This window comes from Parafrankia irregularis, assembly GCF_001536285.1.
GTDB lineage: Bacteria > Actinomycetota > Actinomycetes > Frankiales > Frankiaceae > Parafrankia > Parafrankia irregularis.
The window spans coordinates 166,974-188,106 of record NZ_FAOZ01000006.1; the positions used below are offsets into that span (position 1 = coordinate 166,974).

Here is a 21,133-nt window from a genome sequence, read left to right on the forward strand (position 1 = left end):
CTGCCGCCCCGCCCGGCGTTTCGTGCCGCGGTGAGCTCAGAGCTCGATCAGGTCAGCGGCCCGGCGACCGATCATCATGGTGGCGAGGTTGGTGTTCGCCCGGGTGATCGCCGGCATCACCGACGCGTCGGCGACCATCAGACCGTCGACGCCACGCACCCGCAGGCGGCGGTCCACCACGGCGGTCGGGTCGTCATCGTCGCCGAGCCGGGCGGTGCCGACCGGGTGGTTGTAGGTCTCCGCCCGGGCGACGACCTGCTGCTCAAGGTCGTCCGCGCGCCACCACGGGTTGTCGGGGATCGTCACGATGCCGGTCGCGGCGACCCGGTCGAGCAGGTCCGCGGCGACGCGCACGCCTTCGGCGAGGCTCCGGCGGTCGATCTCCTCGGCGAGGTGGCCCAGGTCGATCGCGGTCCCTTCCGGTGTCACCCGCAGGGAGCCGCGGCTGCGCGGGGCCATCAGCCCGACGGCGAACGACACCTCGCCCACCGGCCGGGACATGTCGTAGAGATGCGCGGAGAACGGGAAGATCTGGATCTCCTCGTGGGGGTCGCCACCGAGGCCGAGGCGCAGCAGCGAACCGCTGACCGGGCGCTCGGCGATCAGGTCCGGGTCGGCCAGGGCGTTCAGCATCACCCACGGATGGTCCTGCAGATGCTCGCCGACGCCGGGAAGGTCCACCCCGGAGGCGATGAGCAGCTCCGGTGTCCCGAACGCCCCGGCGGACAGCACGACGACGTCCGCCGGAAGGACGCGGGTGCCGCTCTCCCCGGCTTCGGTGAGCTCCACGCCGCGCGCCCGCCCGTCGGTGATGACCACCCGGTGGGCGGTCGTCTCGGCGAGCAGGGTGACCCGCCCGCGCAGCCCCGGCATCACGCCGGCCAGGGTGCCCCAGCGACCTTCGTCGACCCGGTTCGTCGGCCAGGGGCCGATGCCGAGCGCGCCCGGGGCGTTGTGGTCCGGGGCCTCGGGGTGGCCCGCGGCGAGGCAGGCGGCGGTGAACGCGTCGTCGATCGGACCCGGCTTGAGCCGCGTCATCACGATCGGGCCGGAGTCGCCGTGGTGGTCGGCGTCGCCGAACTGGAGGTCCGTCTCGTTGGCCCGCAGTGCCGGCAGGCAGTCGGCCCAGGTCCACCCCTCGCCCCAGGGGTCGAAGTCCCACTGCTGGCCGCGCACCCCGGCACTGGAGTTGACCGAGGAGGAGCCGCCGACGACCTTGCCGCGCAGCAGCGGAACGCCTTTCGTCGACCGGTAGCCCCAGTCGAGGCTGGCCGGGAAGATGTAGTCGTAGAGCATCTGGCGCGGTGCCGGGCTGCCCGGGTCGATCCCGCCTTCCACGATTGTCACGTCGGCGCGGTCCGCTATTCCGTCGGCGAGCATTAGCCCGGCGGAACCCGCTCCGACGATGACGACCTTCGGGGTTTTTCCTGACATGGCGAGCGGCCTTCCTCGGGTCCCGACCTGACGGAATCCTGAACATGGGATATCAGATCTTATTTACCCGGATTCCGCCACAGGCCCTCAGTTGGGACGTATACGGATGTGTGGCGGATCCGGTAAAGCGATGTCTCCCTCTGGTGCCAGGCCGATGAATCGCGGCCCGGGCGGTGATTTATCGACGCTCAGTACACACTCGATCGTGCGACGGACGCACGCGGGGTGAGGTGAGGCGGGATGAAAGAACGGCGGTCAGTCCTGGACGAGGCCGAGCAGTCGGGCGGCGTTGTCGCCCATGATGCCGTCCAGCTTCTCCTGCGCGATCCTCGGCAGCCCGAGCCGGTCGGCCTGTTCGTTCACGCCGAGAACCTTGTCCTTCAGCTTGACCGGATCGTAGAGAAATCCCGGGTAGTCGCTGCCGAAAAGCAGCTTCTCCAGCGGGACGAAGAACTGCTCACAATGGATGAGGAAACGGTAGAACTCCTCGTCCGTCACGGTGGCGATGTGGTACGAGATATCGGTGTGGAAGTTCGGGTGCTTCGTGAGCATGAACAGCGCCTCGTCGATCCACGGAATCCCACAGTGCGCGATGATCACCCGCAGGTCGCGGAACTCCCGGCCGACGTCGTCGAGCATCGCCGGGCGGGCGTAGTCCATCCGCGCGTCGATACGGGTGGATCCCGCCTGGTGGACCATCACCGGAATGCCGAGGTCGGCGGCGGCGGCGAAGACCGGGAAGGCGATCTCCCGGTCCTGCGGTGACCAGTGCTGGTACATCGGGTAGAGCTTCACCCCGGACAGCCCGAGCTCCTCGACCGATCGCCGCAGCTCGGCGACCGCCGCCCGGGGCCCCCGGTAGGCCGGGTTCACCGACGCGAAGCCGATGAAGCGCTCCGGGTCGGAACGGACCACCGCCGCGATGTAGTCGTTGCACTTCTCCGGGCTCGGCGGGCCGGGCACGTCGGTGATCCCGTAGGTGTCCACCGTCCCGATCAGCTCGCCGTCGAGGAACTGCGGCGAGACGCCGAGAACGATCATCTTGTCGAAGCCGGGGTGGTCCCGGACGCTCTCCGCCGGCCCGATCACCGGCCAGCCGGCCCGGGAGTACCCGCTGTCCTCCCACTCCTGCTCGGTCGGCATCCGGTGCGAGGGGACCTTGCCGAGGCTGCGGTAGATGCACAGCGAGCCCTCACGGCCGTAGTCCGTGTTGAACTCGTGGTCCTCGGCCAGGCTCAGGATGTGCGTGTGCGCGTCGATAATCATGTCGTTCGGTGTCCGTTCTGGGTGCTCGGCACCCGGTCCGGGGTGGTTCGGCGGCTGGAAGCGGCCCGCAGGCTGGAACGGCCTGGAGGCTGGAAGCGGCCTAGAGGCGGCGGGCGTTGTAGACCGATGCCGGTTCGTGCCGCGTCTCGTACCAGGGCCGGTAGAAGTCCAGGACGTACGGCTCGACCTCGGCGCCCAGCGCCGCCCAGCGCCGCTCGTCCGCGGTCGGCCGGTACAGGCGCCGCTCACCCACCTCGGCGAGCCGGTCCGCGAGCGCGTCCTCGTCGACGACGGTGACCCGGCCGCCGGCCATGACGACCTTGCCGTGGATGAGCACGGTGTCGATGTCCGCGGCGCTCGCCCGGTCGACGAGGACGTCCAGCACCGGGGTGGAGTCGTACCGGCCGGGCGGGAACAGCATGCGCCGGGTGTCGACGACCAGCAGGTCCGCGAACGTCCCGGGCGCCAGCCGTCCGACCTTGCCCTCCATCCGCAGCGCCCGGGAGCCGTTCTCGCCGGCCGCGCGCAGCACGCCCGCCGAGTCGAGGCGGATCTCGTCGAACACCCGTGGGTCGCGCGCCAGCATGGTGGCCAGCCGCAGTTCGGCGAAGAAGTCCTCCCGGTCGGTGAACGAGATCCCGTCGGTGCCGAACGCGAGCCGCCCGCCGCTGGCGAGGATGTCGCGGGCTCGGCAGATACCGGACGACAGCCGCAGGTTCGAGCCGGGGTTGTTCGAGGCGACCGCGCCGGAGTCGGCGAAGATCCGCAGCTCGTCGTCGGTCACCCAGACGAAGTGCGCGCAGACCAGGTCCGGGCCGAGCACTCCGAGGTCGGCGAGCCGTTCCAGCGCGGGGCGGCCGTGCGTGCGGACGTTCCACAGCGCCTCGGAGCGGGTCTCCAGCACATGTGAGGTGATCCCGGTGCCGTAGTGGTCGGCGGCGGCGCGGCAGCGGCGGTAGAGCTCGTCCGAGCAGGCCGGCGTCCAGTCCGGCGCGAGCAGCACCCGGATCCGGTCGCCCCGGCCGTCCCAGCGGCGGACCAGCCGGTCGTAGCTGGCCATCACGTCGTCGACCGGCCAGGCGTAGCCCATGGGCGACTGGCGCACCCGGGTGGCGAGATCCGCCGGCAGCCGGGCGAGGAAGGCCTCGTCCGGTTCGTGGACGTAGGTGTTCTGGTCCCGGCTGACCAGGCCGAACGCGACCCGGAAGCCGATCTCGTCGTAGACGGAGAGCGCGACCTCGGCACCGAAGTCGGGCATGGCCGGGCGGCCGTAGAACATGTCGACGGCGCCGGTCTGCCCGCCTTTGATCGCCTGGACCAGCCCCCAGCGCAGGACGGTGGCCAGGTCCTCGGTGTCCATCGGGCCGTACGAGGAGTGGATGTGCACGTTGGCCCGCTCGAAGATCAGTTGGTACAGGCCGGGGCCGGCGGCGAGCTCCGAGTGGTAGTGGCAGTTGATGAAGCCGGGCATGACGAGGTGGTCACGGGAGCCGATGACCCGGTCGAACGGGCCGCGGGCGGCCAGCTGCTCCCGCGGGCCCACGGCGACGATGGTGGAGCCCTCGACGATGACGGCCCCGTCGGGGATCAGCGTCTGCTCGTCGAGCGCGACCACCGGGTCGCCGACGACCAGGATCCGCTCAGCCGGCTGCGATGTCATCGGCGAGCACCCCTTCCACCAGGACGGGACGTCCGTCGAGGTACAGCGTCGCGGCGCGCAGGACGCAGTCCAGGTGGGCCGCGGCGGCGACGGTCCCGCCGTACGCAATCGAGTTACCGAGGGCTATATGTGCTGTACCCAGCGTCGACTCGGTCTCCATCGCGACGCCGCACACCCGGCCGTTCGGGTTCAGCCCGACCGACACCTCCGCGAGGTTCGACATCCGCGGGTCGGCGACCCGGTCGATCATGTCGGTGAGCCGGCCGGCCTCCTCCCCCGCCACGTCGACCAGCTCGCCCGCGCGGAAGGTCAGCGCCACCGGGGACGGCAGCGGCCCGACGCCCATGAACAGCAGGTCGGCGTCGATGACGACGACACCGTCGGTGCTGCCCTCGACCGGCGCGGTGCCGGCCTCCACATCCGGCGGCGCCATGTAGGCGCCCGGCTCGCGGGCGATGCCGTGCAGCGCCCGGCCACCGCGCCCCCGCACGGAGCCGGCGAGGTCGGTCCCGGCCGGGCTGGTGATCCGGTAGGTGTCGGCGCCCGCCCAGGCGGCGGCGAGCACCTCGACCGTGCGGCGCAGTTCGTCGAAATCGACGTCCAGCGGGCCACCGGCGCGGAACGTGCTGGCCCGCACGGCCGGCATCGCCAGGTAGCGGGTGCCGGCGCGAGAGGCCTCCTGGCGCGCCGTCGACGACCCGACGAAGGTCGACGTCAGCTCGATCGCCGCGGCGGCCTCGGCGAGCAGCGCCCCGACCGAGCTCGGCGGCTCGCTGCCCGGCACCTGGTAGCGCGGCACCCGCGCGATCACGCACACGGCGTCGCGTTCCTCGATGCCGGCGGCGAGCGCGGCGACCACCGCCGGGTCGGTCTCCGCGTCGGTGAGGAGCACGACCTCCTCGCCCCTGTCGACTGCCAGGCAGCGGTCCAGGACGTTCGCGACGGTGGCCGCCGGCACCACGGCCGCCGCTGCCGCAGCCGAAACGGCAGGCGCTGGCGAGGCGGTGGCCTGGACCGAGGCCGGGGCCGGGGCTGCGGCCGGGGTCACGCCGCCGCCGACGGGGTGGGCGGGATCGCGAGCTCGGTGCTGGCGTCCTCGACCCGGGCCAGCACCCGGGCGAACGCCTTGTTCGACTCGCGCAGGATCAGGTCCTCGTCGACCAGCGTCAGCTCACGGCCGGCCATCACCACCCGGCCGTCGATGATCGTCGTGTCGACGCACGAGCCGTTCGCCGAGTAGACCAGGTGGGAATACAGGTGGGCGACGTCGTTCGCCCTGCGTGGCGTGAACATCGTGTTGTTGAGGTCCACCAGGATGACGTCGGCCTTGTGCCCGGCGACCAGCTGCCCGGTCTGGTGCCCCAGCGCCGCCGCGCCGTTGCGGGTGGCCATCCGGACGACGTCCGGTGCCTGGCCGAGGCTGGAGTCGACCCGGCTCGCCCGGTGCATCAGCGAGGCGAACTTCATCACCTCGAACATGTCCCGGCTGTTGTTGCACTCGGCCGCGTCGTGACCGAGGCCGACGTTCAGCCCGGCGGCGAGCATCTCCGGCAGCCGGGCGATGCCGTTGCCGAGCTTCGCGTTCGAGCTCGGGTTGTGCGAGATCTGCGTGTTCGTCTCCCGCATCAGCGCGATCTCGGTGTCCGACAGCCAGACGCAGTGCGCGGCGATCGTGTCGCGGCCGAGGATCCCCGTCTCGTAGGCGACCTCGGTCGGCCGCAGCCCGAAGCGGGACTTCGAGTTCTCCACCTCGGACAGCGACTCGTTGAGGTGGATGTGGATGCCGGTGCCCAGCTGGTCGGCGAGCGCCCGGGTGTCGCGCAGCAGCTCCCGGGAGGCGATCGGCAGCCACTCGATCCCGATGTACACCTCGACCCGGCCGTCGGCGGCGCCGTGGCAGGCGGTGTAGGCGCGGTGGTTGTCCTCGAGGGTGTCGAGGTTGTGCTCGGCGTCGGCCACGTCGTTCGACAGCACCGCCCGGATGCCGATCTCGGAGGCGGCCTTCGACAGCGCCTCCAGCTGGCGGTACATGTCGTTGACGGTGGTCACCCCGCCCTTGATCGACTCCGTGTAGCTGGCCAGCGCGGCCCAGTACGCCGCCTCCGGGTCGAGCGCGCGGATGATCGGGTACCAGCAGGTGTCCAGGTACTCCCACAGCGGCAGGTGATCGCTGTAGCCCTTCGCGATCGCCGTGTGGTAATGCAGGTCGACGAGGCCGGGCATGACCAGCTTGTCCGTCGCGTCCACTACGGTCACCGGAGCCTCGGCGCCGCCGCCACTCCCACCCCCGGCCCCACCGCCGGCGGCACCGTCGAACGATCCGGTCGGGCCGACCGCGACGATCCGGTCACCTTCGATGAGGACGTCGCCGCCGAAGTGGACCGTGTCGGCGTCGTCGAGGGTGAGCACCGTTCCGTTACGGATCAGGATGCGCTCGGACATCGGTTTGACCACCTGCTCCCTGCGTCGTGGAATCGATCAGCTGTCACGTGCCGGTTCGCGGGGCCGCCCGCGCGGTCCGCACGCCCGGGTCATCCGGGTCGAAGGCGGCGAGCTGGTCGGCCATCACGCTGGTGACGTGCTCCCGCATGAGGCGCTCGGCGTCTCCCGGGTCACGGCGCACGATCGCCTCGTGGATCGCGCTGTGCTGGCGGACGGAGACCTCCAGCCGCCCGGGGATCGCCACGGTGAGGTTGCCGATCCGAACCAGATGATCACCGAGGTTCTCGATCATCTCGCGGATCCGCCGGTTGCGGGTCTGCCCGTAGATGACCCGGTCGAACGCCTCCAGCAGCTCGGGCAGCCCGTCCAGCTCACCCGCCGCCCAGGCCCGCTCACTGCCGCGGACCACCTTGGTCAGCTCGGCGAGGTCGGCGGCGCTGATGTGCACCGCGGCCTCCCTCGCGCAGGCGCCCTCCAGCAGCTCCCGCAGCTCGTAGATCTCCTTGAGGTCGTCCCGGTCGTAGCCGCAGACCACGGCGCCCTTGTAGGGCACGATCTCGACGAGCCGCTCCCGCTGCAGCCGCACCAGCGCCTCACGCAGCGGGGTCTTGCTCACCCCGAGCCGGCCGGCGAGCTCCGCCTCCCGCATCGGGTAGCCCGGCGGCAGCCGCAGGTCGACGATCTCCTGCTTCAGGCGCAGGTAGACGACGTCCTTGAGCTGCCGGTGCGGGGTCTCGTCGGCCGGCTGGGCCGAACGCTCAGCCATGACGCTCGCCTGCCCGGCGGCGCGGCCGCTGGCGCGCCGCCCGTTCCCTCTCTGACCTGGACAAAGACTTTCCTTCCACGACCGCACGATGGCGCGTGCGGTGACCGACCCGTACGACATCGGTCATGATGCCGTCACCGTCCTGGTACGCCGGTTTCGCTCGTCGTCATCAACGCGCCAGCGCCTCCGCCCGGACGCCGAAGGCCGTGTCGAACGCCTCCCGGAACCGGGCGACGGTGCCCATCCGGTCGGCACCGAGCGGGAAGACGTTGACCGAGTCGACGCCGGCCGCGGCCAGCTCACGCAGCTGGGCGACGGTCCGTTCCTGGTTGCCGGACAGCGCCATCCGCCGGACGAACTCGTCCGGCAGCAGTTCGGCCGCGGCGCCGGCCTCCTGGAACTCCCCGCCCGTGTAGCGCCGGCGGACCTCGTCGATCAGCGCCCGGTCCAGCCCGGCGAGCTCGCAGTACACCGGCGCCGTCTGCGGGAACCACGCGGCGATGCTGCGGGCGGCGGCGAGCGCCGCCTGCTCGTCCTCGTCGATCCGGCCGTAGGCGAACACGGCCACGTGCGGACGCGCCGAGCGGCCCGCCGCCTCGACGCCGCGGTCGATGTGCTCCAGCGCGAACCGGATCCCGTCGGTGTGCAGGCCGGCGAGCAGGATCACCCCGTCGGCCACCCGGCCGGCCAGCTCCAGGGTCTTCGGCCCGCTCGCGGAGATGAACACCGGAATGTCGGACCGGGCCCCGAACCGCAGGTGGGCGTCGTGCAGCTCGAACCCCGCCGAGGTCTGGTCGACGTCCCCGCCGCGCAGCAGCGCGCGGATCGCGACGATCGAGTCCTCCAGGACGGCGAGCTTCGCGGGGCGCATCCCGAACGCCTCCAGCGGCCGGTCGCCGGCGCCGATGCCCAGGATGAAGCGCCCCTGCGCGATCTCGTCGACGGTCGCCGCCGCCACCGCGGTGATCCCCGGATGCCGGGTCAGCGGGTTCGTCACGGCCGTGCCGAGCAGCAGTTGGCTGCTCGCCCGCGCGGCCAGGGTGAGGTAGGCGTACGGGTTGCGGCTGTGCAGCGAGGAGTCCGTCAGCCACAGGTGGTCGAAACCGGAGCGCTCGACCTCGGCGACGTACGACTCGAAGACGGCAGGGGTGTCGACTCCCTGCAGCACCACTCCGCTACGCATCCCACTTGCTCCTGTCGGTCCGCGCGGCCTGCGCCGCGATGTCAGCCAGAGCGGCGGCTGGCGCCGCGGTGTCAGCCAGAGCGGCGGCCTGCGCCGCGGTGTCAGCCAGCGCGGCGAGGCCGTCCGCCACCTGTGCCAGGTCGATCCATTCGTCGATCGTGTGCTCGCGCTCGCCGTGGGTGATCCCGATGGTGATCGCCGGGATGCCGGCGGCGTAGGCGGCGTTCGCGTCGGTGCTGGCGGCATGTGTCCGGGCCGCCAGCCCGCGGCGGGCCAGCGCGGCGAAGGCGGCGGAGGCCAGCGGGTGTTCGGCCGGGATCCCGCCGGCCGGCCGGCGGCCGATCTCCCTGGCCTCGGCGGCCAGCTCCGCGCCCTGTTCCTCGATGACCAGCTCCTCGATGACCAGCCGGGCCTCCCGTTCCAGCCAGGCGAGTCCGGCGGCGGTGTCGGCGCGCAGGTCGACCTCGAAACGGCAGCTGGCCGCCCGGATGTTGATCGCCTCCCCGCCGGAGATCCGCCCGACGTTCACCGCGATCCGCCCAGCCACGCCGGCGCCTTCGGCGGCCTGCGGCGCGGCCAGGGCGGCGAGCCGGGAAACCATTCCCGCGGCCGCGTGCACGGCGCTCGGTGTCGCGGACCGCTCCCACGCGTGCCCGCCCGGTCCGGTCACCGTCACCGCGAACCGGACCGAGCCGACTCCGGTCACGGTCACCCGGCCCAGATAGTTGCCCTCGACGGCGATCACCGCTCCGACCGGCACCGGCGGATCCGCGAGCGCCGCGGTGATGCCGGCCAGGTTGCCGACGCCCTCCTCCCCCACGGTCGCGAGCACCCACACCGGACGGGCCTGCCCGGCGCCCACCAGCTCGGCTTCGAGCAGCCGGGGCAGCTCGGCGAGCGCGGCGACGGCGATCGTGTCGTCACCGACACCGGGGCCGACCAGCCGCCCGTCGTGGCGGCGGGCACCGTGCTCGACGTCCGGGCCGAACACCGTGTCCAGGTGGGCGGCGACCAGCACCGCCGGGCCCACGCCACGGCGGGCCAGCCCCCACACGTTGCCGGTCGGGTCGATGCGCACCTCGGCGAGGCCGTCCGCCCGCCACCAGTCGGCGACGACCGCCGCCCGCGCGGCCTCGCCGAACGGCGGGGCCGGCAGCAGGCACAGCCGCTCCGTCCGCACGATCACCCGCTCGGCGGCACCGGCCAGCGGGCCGGGCGCACCCGCCGGCAGCTCGGGCACACCGGCGGGCTCCTCGCGCACACCGGCGGGCTGTTCCGTCGTGCCACCCCCGCCCCCGGGCCCGAGCGCGGCGGCTCCGATGCCATGGGCACTCACCTGCCACCCCCGGCGGCGCTGGTCGTGCCGGTCGTCCCGGCCTGGATCGAGGCGTCGTGGATCGTGCCGGCGGCGTGCAGCTCGTCGATCTCGGGGTCGCTCAGCCCCGCCTCGCGCAGCACCGCGCGGGTGTGCTGGCCGAGGTCAGGCGCACCGGAGGGGAAGGGCAACGGCCCGGGGGCCCGCACCGGCACCGTCACCGCCCGGTAGGGCGAGCCGTCACCGGCACCGACCGTCGCCACCGCGCCGATCGCCGCCGCCTGCGCCGAGGTCAGTGCCTCACCGACGTCGCGGACCAGGCCGGCCGGTACCCCGGCGGCCTCCAGCCGCGCCACCCAGGCGGGCGCGTCATCCGCGGCGAGCGCCTGCTCGATGCGGGCGGTGAGCGCGTCCCGGTTGCGGACCCGGTCGGCGTTGGTGGCGAACGCCGGATCGTCGACGGCCTCGGGTACGCCGATCGTCGAGCACAGCCGCCGCCACAGCCCCTCGTTGCCCGCGCCGGCGAGGACCAGCTCGCCGGTACGGGCGCGGAACGCGCCGTAGGGTGCGAAGGCCGGCGAGTGGGTGCCCAGCCGGGAGGGGATCTCCCCCGCCGCGAAGAACGCCGAGGCCGGGGTGGTCAGGCCCGCGAGCGCGAACTCCAGCAGGGACGACGACACATGCCCGCCGAGGCCGGTCTCGGCCCGCCGCAGCAGGCCGGCCAGGATCCCGGTGACGCAGCAGATACCGGCGCCGACGTCGAGCAGCGGCGCGCCGACCTTCACCGGTCCCGATCCGGCCGTCCCGGTGACGCTCATCAGGCCGGCCTCGGCCTGCAGGATCAGGTCGAAGCCACCGCGGGCGGCGTCCGGGCCGGTCTGCCCGTAGCCGGACACCGATCCGTAGACGATCCGCGGGTGCCGGGCGAGCACCGCCGCGGCGTCCAGGCCGTACCGGGCGAGCGCGCCCGGCCGGGCGTTCTCGACGACCACGTCCGCGCCGGCGAGCAGCCGTTCCAGCGCCGCCTGCCCGGACGGCGCGCGCAGGTCGAGGGCGAGGCTGCGCTTGCCGTTGTTCAGGGAGAGGAAGAGCGCGGAGCGGTCGGCCACGGTGGCGGTCGCCTGGGCGCGGTAGGAGTCGCCACCGTCCGGTGGCTCGATCTTGACGACGTCCGCGCCGAGCGCGGCGAGCATCATCGTGGTGTAGGCGCCGGAGACGAACCGGGTGAGGTCGACGACCCGGACCCCGGCGAGCGGCGGCACACCGCCGCCCAGCAGACCGCCATCCGGAACACCGCCGTTCACCATGGCGCCGGCTCCCGGTACTCGCCGAACTCGGCCCGCATCAGGGCGTTGATCTCGCCGATCGTCGCGCCGGCCCGGGCGCAGTCCAGCAGCGCGGGCATCACGTTCGCGTCAGAGCTCAGCACCTTCGCCAGGTCCGCCAGGGCCGCCGCCGCGGCGGCGCCGTCGCGGGTGCGCAGGTGCTCGCGCAGCCGGTGGCGGGCGCGTTCCTGGGCGGACGGGTCCGGCTCGAACAGCCGCGGATCGGCGTCGGTGTCCGCGTCGTCGGTGTACCGGTTCACGCCGACCTTGACCCGGGTGCCGTCCACCAGCTCGCGTTCGGTGCGGTAGGCGGTCTTCGCGACCCAGCGCTGCGGGATGCCCTCGGCCAGCATCGCCACCATGCCGCCGCCGGAGTCGATCCGCTCGATCAGGGCGAAGGCGCGCTCTTCGAGCTCGTCGGTGAGCGACTCGACGTAGTAGGAGCCGGCGAGTGGGTCGACGGTGCGGGTCACCCCGGACTCGTGCGCGACGATCTGCTGGGTGCGCAGGGCGAGGCGCACCGACTCCTCGCTGGGGATCTCCAGCGCCTCGTCCCAGCCCATCACGTGCACCGACTGTGCACCGCCGAGCACCGCCGCCAGGCAGGAGATCGTCGAGCGGACCACGTTGTTCAGCGGCTGCTGGGCGGTGAGGACCGTGCCGGAGCAGCCGGAGAAGAACCGCATCCGGGACGACTCGGGACGGGTCGCGCCGAACCGTTCGGTGGCGATCCGGTGCCACATCCGCCGCGCCGCCCGGACCTTCGCCACCTCCTCGAACAGGTCGAGGGTGGCGGAGAAGTGGAAGGACAGCCGCCCGGCGAAGCGGTCGAACGGCAGGCCGCGGCGGGTGATCTCCTCGGCGTAGGCGATCGCGGAGGCGAGCGCCAGGCCCAGCTCCTGCACCGCGTCGCTGCCGGCCTCCCGGACGTGGTAGCCGGTGATGGAGACCGGATTGAACCGGGGCAGATGCTCGGCGGCGAAGGCGACGACGTCACCGACGAGCCGCAGCGACGCCGCCGGCGGATAGATGTAGGTCTTGCGGGCGAGGAACTCCTTGAGCAGGTCGTTCTGCGTCGTGCCGGCGACCCGGTCGAACGCCACGCCCTGGCGTTCCGCCGCGACCAGGAAGAACGCGAGGATGACCGGGGCGGTCGCGTTGATCGTGTGGTTCACCGAGAGCTCGCCCAGCGGCAGCCCGTCGAACAGCCGCACCATGTCCTCGGCGGTGTCGATGGCGACCCCCACCCGGCCCACCTCGGCCTCGGCCATCGGGTCCGTCGAGTCGTAGCCGAGCTGGGTGGGCAGGTCGAAGGCGACCGACAGCGCGGTCTGGCCCTGGGAGAGCAGATAGCGGTAGCGGGCGTTGGCGTCCTCGGCCGACCCGAAGCCGGCGTACTGACGCATCGTCCACAGCTTTTCCCGGTACATCGTCGGGTACGGGCCGCGGGTGTACGGGGCGCCGCCGGGCGGGCCGAGCCGTTCGGCCAGGCCCGGGGCGAGGTCGTCCTGCCCGTAGACCAGGTGGACGGGAACGCCGGAGTCGGTGCGGGCGGGCAGCACTCCCGCCGGTTCGCGATCGGGCCGCGACGCGGTCATCCGGCCACCGCCTCCCGGGTCGCCGCGGCGAGCTCCCCGGTCGTCGTGGCGAGCCCGAGGACCGTCGCCACAACCTCCGGCAGTGGGGTACCGACACCGTGGACCGCCGCGACGCCCAGCTCGCGCAGGGTCGCCGCGTCCGTCGCGCCGATGGTGCCGCCGACCGTCACGGGGATGTCGGTGAGCCCGGCGGCGTCCCGTTCGGCGAGCAGCGCCCGGGTCAGCGCGAGGTGCGCGCCGGAGAGCACCGAGATGCCGATGACGTCCACGTCCTCGTCCCGTGCCGCGGCGACGATCTCGGCGACGGAGCGGCGCAGCCCCAGGTAGATCACCTCGGCGCCGGCGTCGCGCAGCGCCATGCCGATCACCTTGATGCCCCGGTCGTGGCCGTCGAGGCCGGGCTTGGCGAGCAGTACCCGCGCCGGCCGGCCGCCGGGCACCTTCCCGGCCGCGCTCACGCCGACTGCACTCACGCCGACTCTGACGCGAGCGCGAGCGCGACGAAGGTCGCGTAGGTGCGGGTCGCCTCGACGAGGTCGTCCACGCTGAGGTGCTCGTCGGGGCAGTACACCGGCTCGCCGCCCGGCCCGAAGATGACGGTGGGGACCTTGTGGCCGAAGCTCGCGGTGTCACCGAGCCAGCCGGCGGCGGAAAGTTTCGGCGTCACCCCGCCGCGCACGGCGCCGAGCGCGCTGCTCATCAGCGTCACCACCTCGTCGTCCGGACCGGCCAGGTAGCCGTTCTTGACGTCGGCGAGCACCACGTCGGCGGCGAAGCGCGGCTCACGGGCGAGTGCCCGGGCCAGGCAGCGGTCGATCTCGGCGCGGACCTCCTCGACGCTAACTCCCGGCTGCGGGCGGCAGTCGACCCGGATCACGCACTCGTCCGGGATCGCCGACGGGCCGCCGGGTGGCAGCCCGCCGTAGATCCGTCCGGGCGCCATGTAGGTCTCCGGGCCGAACAGGTTGGCGACCCAGTCCTCGATCGACGGGATGAGCCGGGAGGCGTCCAGTTCCAGCACGGCGTGTGCGGCGAGCATGTTCGCGTTGACTGCGAGCGGCTTGTGGCAGGTGTGCGCGGTTCGGCCGCGGGTCGTGATGTCGAAGTAGTACCGCCCCCGGTGGCCGAGGAAGATCTCGTTGTCGGACAGCTCGCCGAGCACGCACAGGTCGGCGGCGTACTCGTCGAAGTAGGCGATCGAGCCGAGCTGGTCGCCCATGTGGTCGGAGACGGCCGCCATCGCTACCGTGCCGCTGACCGGCAGCCCGCTGGCCCGCACCGCCTGGATCGCGACGATCTGGCAGACCAGCGCCGCCTTCATGTCCATGATCCCGTGCCCGTAGACGTTGCCGTCAAGGAGCTCGCCGGAGAACGGGCTGGTCACCGTCCAGCCGTGGGCGACGGGCTTGGTGTCCAGGTGGCCGGTGAGCACCACACGCCGGCCCGGGCCGAAGTACACCTCGCCGACCGCGTTCGGCCGGTCCGGCAGCACCGCCTGCAGGTCGACCGCCGTGAAGTCGAGCTCCTTCATGGTCTGCGCGAGGAACCGGGCCAGCTCTCCCTCCTCGCCGAGCACGCTGGGAATGCGGCAGACCTGCTGGACGAGCTCGACGAGCTCGTCGGTGCGGATCTGCGCGGCGACCTTCTCCGCGAGGGCTGTTGCCGACGTTCCGGCGGGCGTGCTCATGGGGGTGGATCTCCTTCGATCGCGGGACGGACGAGGGTCACCGGCCGAGACTGGGCGGGGGTCTGGGGTCGTCTGAGGTGGCGCAGCCTGGATCTGAGGTGGCGCGGCCTGGATCCGCTCGGTGCGGCCTGGATCCGCTCGGTGCGGCCTGGATCGGCGCGGATCGAGGTCGGACCGGCCGGCCCGGTCGACGGGCCGGCCCGTCCGCCGCCTCAGCTGCCCGAGCCGGCCGGCAGGTAGTCGTTCGTGACGACGTCGGACGCGGTGACGGCCTTGTCGATGAGCCCCTCGGACTTCATCCAGTCGGCGAACGCCTGCCAGTCGGAGACGTCCTGCTGGCCGAATCCCTTGTCGTTCTTCAGCAGTGGCACGGTGGCGTCGATCATCTTCGGCACCTGCGCCTCGTCGTAGCCGTCGGCCTCGGCAGCGATGATCTTCGATGCGCTGGCCGGATCGGCGATCACGTCGGCGTTGCCCCTGGCGAGCCCCGACAGGAAGTCGCGGATGAGCTTCTGGTAGGCCGGGTCCGACTTCAGCCGGCTGGCCTGCGCGATGATGACCAGCTCGTCGTAGTCCGGCACGCCCGCGTCGGTGACCGGGATGATCGTGGGATTCAGGCCCTGGTCGGTCATCATGACGCCCTCGATGTTGCGGTAGGCGCCGAGCGTGGCGTCGACGTTGCCGGCGACCATCGCCGCCATCAGGTCCTGGCCGATGTTGACGGACTTCACCGACGCCGGGTCGATGTTGTTCCTGGCGAGGATCGTCGTCAGGAACGCGTCGTTGGTCTGCAGGCCGGGCGTGCCGATGGTGTGCCCGGCCAGGTCGGCGACGGACTTGACTGGCGAGTCCCCGTTCGCCATGACCGACAGCAGCGCCGTCGGGATCAGCGCGCCGACGGCCACGACGTCCAGGCCCTGTGAGCCGGAGATGATCGTCTCGGGCTCGTAGGAGATGCCGATGTCGATCTTCCCGGTGCTGACCAGCTTCGTCGGGTCCGAGGGGTCGGACGGCGGCTGGAAGGTCACGTCGAGGCCCGCGTCCTCGAAGTAGCCCGCCTCCTTGGCCGTGTACAGCGCCACATGGTCGGGGTTCGGGTCCCAGTCGAGCAGGACCGTCGTCTTCCGCAGTGCCTCGCCGTCGGAGGAGCTGTCATCGCTCCCGCAGGCGACGAGCGGGAGGGTGACGGCGAGCAGAGCCGCCACACCGCCGGTCAAACGCTTGGCTCTCATCTGTTCTTGCCTTCCTTGGCCCACGGGACCAGGACGTTTTCCAGGAGGGTGACGAGGACGAACAGGGCCACCGACATCGCGGTGAGCAGGGCGATCGCGGCGAAGACGAGGGCGCTCTGCAGCTGCGGGACGGCCTGGCGCATCACGTGGCCAAGCCCGTCCGTGGAGCCGGAGTACTCGCCGAACACCGCCGCTGTCGCCGCGTAGGCCGCGGACAGCCGCAGGCCGGTGAACATCGAGGGGAGCGCCGACGGGAACTCGACGCGCAGGAAGATCGACCAGCGGTTGCCGTACAGGGTGCGCATCATCCGGGTGAGCTGCGGGTCGACGGCCGCCAGCCCGTCCAGCGTGCCGACGACGATCGGGAAGAAGCACAGCAGCGCGACCAGGATGAGCTTCGGAGTGATCGAGTAGCCGAAGATGATCGCGAGAATCGGCGCGATCACCACGACCGGGATGGTCTGCGACCCGATCAACAGCGGGTAGATCGCGCGGCGGGCGATCGCCGAGAAGTGCAGCGCGCAGGCGATCAGCAACCCGGCGGCCACCGCGATGGCGAAGCCGACGACGACCTCCTTGAGCGTCACCCAGGTCGCGCTGGACAGGGTGCGGTCCCAGCGGTCGATCAGGGTGGTGATCACCTCGTCCGGCGCCGGCAGGATGTACTCCTCGACCCCGAAGACGGAGGTGGCCAGCTTCCACGCACCGAGCACGGCGAGCACGATCACGCCGGCCGGGCCGTACTGGCGCAGCGACTCCTTGAGGCGGGTCACGTCAGCCCTCCAGGTGGGCCAGCAGGGCGTCCCGCAGCCGGACGAACTCCGGCGTCGCGAGCAGCTCACGGCGGGAACCGGCGGGCGGCAGCTCGACGGGCAGCCGCGCGGCGACCCGGCCCGGGCGGCTGGACATCACCACCACCTCGTGGCTGAGCAGCAGCGCCTCCTCCACGTCGTGGGTGACCAGGACGACGGTGCGCGGCTCGGCGTCGAGGGTGTCGCGCAGCCAGTCCTGCACCCCGGCGCGGGTGATCGAGTCCAGCGCGCCGAACGGCTCGTCGAGCAGCAGCACGTCCTTGTCCGCGACGAGGGTGCGCAGGAAGGAAACCCGCTGGCGCATGCCGCCGGACAGCTCGTAGGGCCGGCGGTCCTCGAAGCCGGCCAGCCCGAAGCGGGCGAACAGCGGCCGCACCCGCTCCCGTGCCTCGCGCCGGGAGACGCCCCGGTTCTCCAGCGAGACGCAGGCGTTCGCGAGCACCGTGCGCCAGGGCAGGAGCAGATCCCGCTGCGGCATCCAGGCACACCGGGCGAGCCGGGCGGCCGGCGCGGTGTCACCGAGTACCTCGACGACGCCCTCGTCCGGGTTCTCCAGCCCGCTGACCATGCTCAGGACGGTCGACTTGCCGCAGCCGCTGGGGCCCACGATGCCCAGCCGGGTGTGCCGCGGCACAGCCAGGTCAAGCCCCGCCACCGCGACGACGTCGCCGTAGCGACGGGTGACGCCGGACAGCCGGATGCCGTCGCCATGGACGGCCGCAGCCGTCTCACCGTGCCCCTGGGCCATGCCGCACCTCCTCCCGTGGCGATGAGATCTGAGATCTGATCTCAAAGGAACGACCAGATAGAACCCGCTCCACGCGTTACGGGTCAAGGTTTCCAGATGTCGATGCTGTAACGTTTTCGCTGGTCAGATGCATAATTGACCGCTTCTCGGCCGCCTGGTTACCCTCCCTGAGATCTGATATCTCATCGTCGGGAGCCGCCCGTGAAGGCCGATCTGCTCGCATCCGTGCGCACCTTCGTCGCCACCGAGCACCAGCTCTTTGTCGACGGCGAGCCACGCCCGGCACACGGCGGCGCCCGGTTCGACGTCCAGGACCCGGCCAGCGGCGCGGTGCTGACGACGGCCGCGCGCGCCGGCGCCGCGGACGTCGACGACGCGGTCGCCGCCGCCCGGGCCGCCCTGCCCGGCTGGCGGCGGCTGCCCGCCGGCGAGCGCGGCCGCCTGCTGTGGGAGCTCGGCAACCGCATCGAGGCCCTCGCCGCGGAGTTCCTCCAGCTGGAGGCCCTCGACAACGGAAAGCCGACCGGCGAGGCGGCGGCCGTGGACGTGCCCCTGACGGCGAACGGCTTCCGCTACTTCGGCGGGCTCGCGACCAAGATCGAGGGCGCCACCATCCCGACGTACGGCGGCCTGCCGGTGCACGTCAGCACCCGCCGGGAGCCCGTCGGCGTCGTCGCGGCGATCATCCCGTGGAACTTCCCCCTGCTGAACTGCGCCTACAAGCTGGCGCCCGCGCTGGCCGCCGGCAACACCGTCGTGCTCAAGCCGGCCGAGCAGACCCCGCTCTCCGCGCTGCGGCTGGCCCAGCTCGCCGCCGAGGTCGGCTTTCCCCCCGGCGTCCTCAACGTGCTGACCGGCTTCGGGCCGGAGGCCGGAGCCCCACTGGCCGCCCACCCGGACGTCGACAAGATCACCTTCACCGGGGAGAACGCGACCGGCCGCAGCGTTCTGGCGGCGTCCGGCGGGACGATGAAGCGGGTGTCGCTGGAGCTCGGCGGCAAGTCACCGAGCCTCGTCTTCGCCGACGCCGACCTCGACGCCGCGGTCGAGGGCACCTTCGGCGCCGTCTACTTCAACCAGGGGCAGTGCTGCGTCGCCGGCGCGCGGATCTTCGTCCAGCGCCCCGTGTACGACGCGTTCGTCGAGGCGCTCGCGACCCGCGTCCACCAGGTGCGGCTCGGTTCCGGGCTCGACCCGGCGACGACCATGGGCCCGCTGGTCAGCGCGTCGCAGCGGGACCGCGTGCTCGGCCTGGTCCGGTCCGGCCTCGCCGCCGGGGCGAAGCCGGTCGTCGGCGGGGCCACCGACCCGGCCGAGGTCGACGGCTGCCCGGGCGGCTACTTCGTCGAACCGACCCTGTTCGTCGACGCGCCGCCGGACAGCGACATCATGCGCCGGGAGATCTTCGGGCCCGTCGGCATGGTCACCCCCTTCGACACCGAGCAGGAGGCGGTGGCGCTGGCCAACGACACGGAGTTCGGGCTGGCCGCGGGGGTGTGGACGCGCGACGTCGGCCGCGCCCACCGGGTGAGCGACGAGATCCGGGCCGGTGTGGTGTGGGTGAACATCTACGGCTGGTTCGACGTCGCCGTGCCGTTCGGCGGGTTCCGGGCCAGCGGCTACGGCAAGGAACACGGGATCGAGGCACTCGACGCCTACCTGCAGACCAAGGCCGTCTGGATGGGCCTGTCTTGAACGGCTCACCACGGCTGCGGAACGAGCCTGACCTGCGGAACGAACTGGATCTGCGGGACCAGCCGGGCCTGCCGCTCGCCGAGTTCCTGCGCGGGCGGGCCGGCGCGGTATGGGCGACGCTGCTCGACCATCCGTTCCCCGCCGAGATGGCCGCCGGCACGCTCCCGCCGGCGAAGTTCCGCTTCTACATCGACCAGAACCTGCTCTACCTGCCGGAGTACGCCCGGGTGCTGGCCGCGGGCGCGACCGTCGCCCGGGACGACGCCGAGCTGCGTCGTTTCAGCTCGGCGCTGGTGAACATCACCGACACCGAGATCCCGCAGAACGAGCGGCTGCGCGCCGCGATCGCCCGGCTGGGCGCCGGCCCGTCAGCCCACCACGACGTGCTGGCGCCGGCCGCGCAGGCGTACGTCGCGTACCTGGCGATGGTCGCGGCCCGCTTCGGCCCGGCGGAGATCTTCGCCGCGATCCTCCCCTGTGCCTGGTCCTACGGCCAGATCGGGCGCCGGCTGAGCCCGTCGGCGGTCGACCACCCGGTCTACGCCGACTGGCTCCGCTTCTGGTCCACCGACGAGGCCACCGCCTACGAGGCCGAACTGATCGCGCACGCGAACACGCTGGACGACCGGCCCGACCAGCCCGACCGGGAGCGCCTGGCGACGATCTTCCTGACCGCGGCCCGCTTCGAGCGCGCCTTCTGGGACATGGCCTACCACACCGAGCACTGGGCGGACCTGGCGTGACGATCCTCAGCCCCACTCCGGCCGGCACCCCCACCCCGGCCGGCGGCGCGGCCCCAACCGGCGGCGCCGTCCTGAGCGGCGGCATCGTCCTGAGCGGCGGTCTCACCGAGGTGGCGGACGGGCGCGACCCGGACGCGGGCCTGCTGACCACCGCGCGGCGCGAGGAGTACGACGCGGCCTGGCTGGCCGCGGCCCGGCGCAGCTGGCATCCGGTGGCCCGTGGGCAGGACGTCCCGGTGGGCCGGCCGGTCCCGGTCACCCTGCTCGGGTCGGAACTGGTGCTGTGGCGCCGTGCGGACGGGCAGCTCGGCCTGCTGGCGGGGAGCTGCGTGCACCGCGGAACCCGGCTCGCCGACGGCTCGGTCACCGCCGCCGGGGACCTGCGCTGCCCCTACCACGGCTGGGAGTTCCGGGCCGACGGCTCCTGCGCGCTGGTCCCCCAGCTCGGCTCCGACCGGGTGCCGGCCCGGATCCGCCAGCCCGCGGCCCAGGTCGACGAGCACGCCGGCCTGGTCTGGGCCTGCCTGGCCCCGCCCGGCGAGGAGGCGACCGCGAGGCCGACGCTGCCCGAGGCGGACCTCCCCGCCTTCCGCCGGCACATCGGCGCACCGATCCACTGGCGGGCGCAGGCCAGCCGGCACATCGAGAACTTCTGCGACATCGCGCACTTCTCGATCCTGCACACGTCGTCGTTCGGCAACCCCGACGTGCTCGGGGTGGACCGCTACGGCGTGCGGCGCACCGAGACGGGCCAGCTGCTGCTGCACTACGACTACCCAGGGCGCGACTACCTGGCCGGCACCGCCGGCCAGGTCGGGCCCGAGATGCTGATCACCCTGGACTACGAGGTCCAGCTGCCGTTCACGGTCACCCTGCGGGAGATCAACGGCCCGGGCACCCTGGTGTTCACCGCGCTGTGTCCGGTCGACGCCACCAGCTGCGTCGTGTTCTGGCTGTCGGCCCGCACGGACGGGGTGGAGCTGGACGGGCCGCGGGTGGAGCGGGCCGAGACCGAGATCCTGGAGGAGGACCGGCTGATCGTGGAGCGCCAGCGCCCGGCCCGGATGCCACTGGCCCGCGGCGGCGAGGCGCACCTGCGGTTCGACCGCTTCTCCGTCGCCTACCGCGAGTCGCTCGCCGCGCTCGGCTACCCCGATCTGCCGCCGACCCACTGAGCACACCCGCACCGCCACCACCGGGGCCGCGGATGAACGGCGGGGCCGACTC

At 72.5% G+C, this 21,133-nt stretch carries 18 protein-coding genes; 3 read left to right on the forward strand and 15 right to left on the reverse strand.

All coding sequences use genetic code 11. The features are described from left to right. Positions 1–36: 36 nt before the first annotated feature. The 15 genes from AWX74_RS11910 to AWX74_RS11980 all read right to left on the reverse strand — a co-directional run bounded on the left by AWX74_RS11910 (position 37) and on the right by AWX74_RS11980 (position 17,468). The gene (locus AWX74_RS11910; RefSeq protein ID WP_091275051.1) at positions 37–1,434 is read right to left on the reverse strand and encodes a GMC family oxidoreductase; all 1,398 of its coding nucleotides are present in this window, start codon (positions 1,432–1,434) and stop codon (positions 37–39) included. Between the two features lie 255 nt (positions 1,435–1,689). Beyond that, entirely contained in the window at positions 1,690–2,700 is a 1,011-nt protein-coding gene (locus AWX74_RS11915) for an amidohydrolase family protein (RefSeq protein ID WP_091275054.1), read from the reverse strand. Between the two features lie 100 nt (positions 2,701–2,800). Beyond that, on the reverse strand, positions 2,801–4,360 hold the full coding sequence (locus tag AWX74_RS11920) for an amidohydrolase family protein (RefSeq protein ID WP_091275057.1): 1,560 nt from the start codon (positions 4,358–4,360) through the stop codon (positions 2,801–2,803). Further along, the gene (locus AWX74_RS11925) at positions 4,341–5,318 is read right to left on the reverse strand and encodes an aminopeptidase (protein WP_131799446.1); all 978 of its coding nucleotides are present in this window, start codon (positions 5,316–5,318) and stop codon (positions 4,341–4,343) included. The genes AWX74_RS11920 and AWX74_RS11925 overlap by 20 nt, the downstream gene beginning before the upstream one ends. 86 nt (positions 5,319–5,404) lie before the next feature. Then, positions 5,405–6,802, reverse strand: a complete 1,398-nt coding sequence (locus AWX74_RS11930; RefSeq protein ID WP_091275738.1) for an amidohydrolase — start codon at positions 6,800–6,802, stop codon at positions 5,405–5,407. Between the two features lie 43 nt (positions 6,803–6,845). After that, entirely contained in the window at positions 6,846–7,568 is a 723-nt protein-coding gene (locus AWX74_RS11935) for a GntR family transcriptional regulator (RefSeq protein WP_054564147.1), read from the reverse strand. Positions 7,569–7,737: 169 nt separating this feature from the next. After that, positions 7,738–8,751 (reverse strand): LLM class flavin-dependent oxidoreductase, encoded by a 1,014-nt coding sequence (locus AWX74_RS11940; RefSeq protein WP_091275067.1) that lies wholly within the window; start codon positions 8,749–8,751, stop codon positions 7,738–7,740. Then, positions 8,744–10,087: a M20/M25/M40 family metallo-hydrolase gene (locus AWX74_RS11945; RefSeq protein ID WP_091275070.1), complete on the reverse strand. Its 1,344-nt coding sequence runs from the start codon at positions 10,085–10,087 to the stop codon at positions 8,744–8,746. Before AWX74_RS11945 ends, AWX74_RS11940 begins: the two co-directional genes overlap by 8 nt. After that, the gene (locus tag AWX74_RS11950; protein WP_091275073.1) at positions 10,084–11,373 is read right to left on the reverse strand and encodes a CaiB/BaiF CoA transferase family protein; all 1,290 of its coding nucleotides are present in this window, start codon (positions 11,371–11,373) and stop codon (positions 10,084–10,086) included. Before AWX74_RS11950 ends, AWX74_RS11945 begins: the two co-directional genes overlap by 4 nt. Next, the gene (locus AWX74_RS11955; protein WP_091275076.1) at positions 11,367–12,989 is read right to left on the reverse strand and encodes an acyl-CoA mutase large subunit family protein; all 1,623 of its coding nucleotides are present in this window, start codon (positions 12,987–12,989) and stop codon (positions 11,367–11,369) included. The genes AWX74_RS11950 and AWX74_RS11955 overlap by 7 nt, the downstream gene beginning before the upstream one ends. Beyond that, positions 12,986–13,462, reverse strand: coding sequence for a cobalamin B12-binding domain-containing protein (locus AWX74_RS11960; RefSeq protein WP_242666187.1), 477 nt, complete (start codon positions 13,460–13,462; stop codon positions 12,986–12,988). The genes AWX74_RS11955 and AWX74_RS11960 overlap by 4 nt, the downstream gene beginning before the upstream one ends. Continuing rightward, on the reverse strand, positions 13,459–14,676 hold the full coding sequence (locus tag AWX74_RS11965; RefSeq protein ID WP_091275082.1) for a M20 family metallopeptidase: 1,218 nt from the start codon (positions 14,674–14,676) through the stop codon (positions 13,459–13,461). Before AWX74_RS11965 ends, AWX74_RS11960 begins: the two co-directional genes overlap by 4 nt. A 212-nt stretch (positions 14,677–14,888) precedes the next feature. Continuing rightward, on the reverse strand, positions 14,889–15,908 hold the full coding sequence (locus tag AWX74_RS11970; protein ID WP_091275085.1) for an ABC transporter substrate-binding protein: 1,020 nt from the start codon (positions 15,906–15,908) through the stop codon (positions 14,889–14,891). Next, on the reverse strand, positions 15,905–16,681 hold the full coding sequence (locus tag AWX74_RS11975; RefSeq protein WP_091275087.1) for an ABC transporter permease: 777 nt from the start codon (positions 16,679–16,681) through the stop codon (positions 15,905–15,907). Before AWX74_RS11975 ends, AWX74_RS11970 begins: the two co-directional genes overlap by 4 nt. Position 16,682: 1 nt before the next feature. Continuing rightward, positions 16,683–17,468 (reverse strand): ABC transporter ATP-binding protein, encoded by a 786-nt coding sequence (locus AWX74_RS11980; RefSeq protein WP_091275088.1) that lies wholly within the window; start codon positions 17,466–17,468, stop codon positions 16,683–16,685. Between the two features lie 201 nt (positions 17,469–17,669). On the opposite strand from AWX74_RS11980, the gene AWX74_RS11985 reads away from it, so the two are divergent. Genes AWX74_RS11985 through AWX74_RS39940 form a run of 3 tightly spaced genes read left to right on the forward strand, consistent with a single transcriptional unit; the run spans position 17,670 to position 21,081 of the window. Beyond that, positions 17,670–19,163: an aldehyde dehydrogenase family protein gene (locus AWX74_RS11985; protein WP_091275091.1), complete on the forward strand. Its 1,494-nt coding sequence runs from the start codon at positions 17,670–17,672 to the stop codon at positions 19,161–19,163. Then, entirely contained in the window at positions 19,160–19,906 is a 747-nt protein-coding gene (gene tenA / locus AWX74_RS11990; RefSeq protein WP_091275094.1) for a thiaminase II, read from the forward strand. Before AWX74_RS11985 ends, tenA begins: the two co-directional genes overlap by 4 nt. After that, the gene (locus AWX74_RS39940; protein WP_165615571.1) at positions 19,903–21,081 is read left to right on the forward strand and encodes an aromatic ring-hydroxylating oxygenase subunit alpha; all 1,179 of its coding nucleotides are present in this window, start codon (positions 19,903–19,905) and stop codon (positions 21,079–21,081) included. Before tenA ends, AWX74_RS39940 begins: the two co-directional genes overlap by 4 nt. The last annotated feature ends 52 nt before the right edge of the window (positions 21,082–21,133 follow it).

Coding starts and splice junctions, on each gene's coding strand:
- AWX74_RS11910 (WP_091275051.1), bottom strand. CDS start 1,434: ATGTCAGGAAAAACCCCGAAGGTCGTCATCGTCGGAGCGGGTTCCGCC.
- AWX74_RS11915 (WP_091275054.1), bottom strand. CDS start 2,700: ATGATTATCGACGCGCACACGCACATCCTGAGCCTGGCCGAGGACCAC.
- AWX74_RS11920 (WP_091275057.1), bottom strand. CDS start 4,360: ATGACATCGCAGCCGGCTGAGCGGATCCTGGTCGTCGGCGACCCGGTG.
- AWX74_RS11930 (WP_091275738.1), bottom strand. CDS start 6,802: ATGTCCGAGCGCATCCTGATCCGTAACGGAACGGTGCTCACCCTCGAC.
- AWX74_RS11935 (WP_054564147.1), bottom strand. CDS start 7,568: ATGGCTGAGCGTTCGGCCCAGCCGGCCGACGAGACCCCGCACCGGCAG.
- AWX74_RS11940 (WP_091275067.1), bottom strand. CDS start 8,751: ATGCGTAGCGGAGTGGTGCTGCAGGGAGTCGACACCCCTGCCGTCTTC.
- AWX74_RS11950 (WP_091275073.1), bottom strand. CDS start 11,373: ATGGTGAACGGCGGTGTTCCGGATGGCGGTCTGCTGGGCGGCGGTGTG.
- AWX74_RS11955 (WP_091275076.1), bottom strand. CDS start 12,989: ATGACCGCGTCGCGGCCCGATCGCGAACCGGCGGGAGTGCTGCCCGCC.
- AWX74_RS11965 (WP_091275082.1), bottom strand. CDS start 14,676: ATGAGCACGCCCGCCGGAACGTCGGCAACAGCCCTCGCGGAGAAGGTC.
- AWX74_RS11970 (WP_091275085.1), bottom strand. CDS start 15,908: ATGAGAGCCAAGCGTTTGACCGGCGGTGTGGCGGCTCTGCTCGCCGTC.
- AWX74_RS11980 (WP_091275088.1), bottom strand. CDS start 17,468: ATGGCCCAGGGGCACGGTGAGACGGCTGCGGCCGTCCATGGCGACGGC.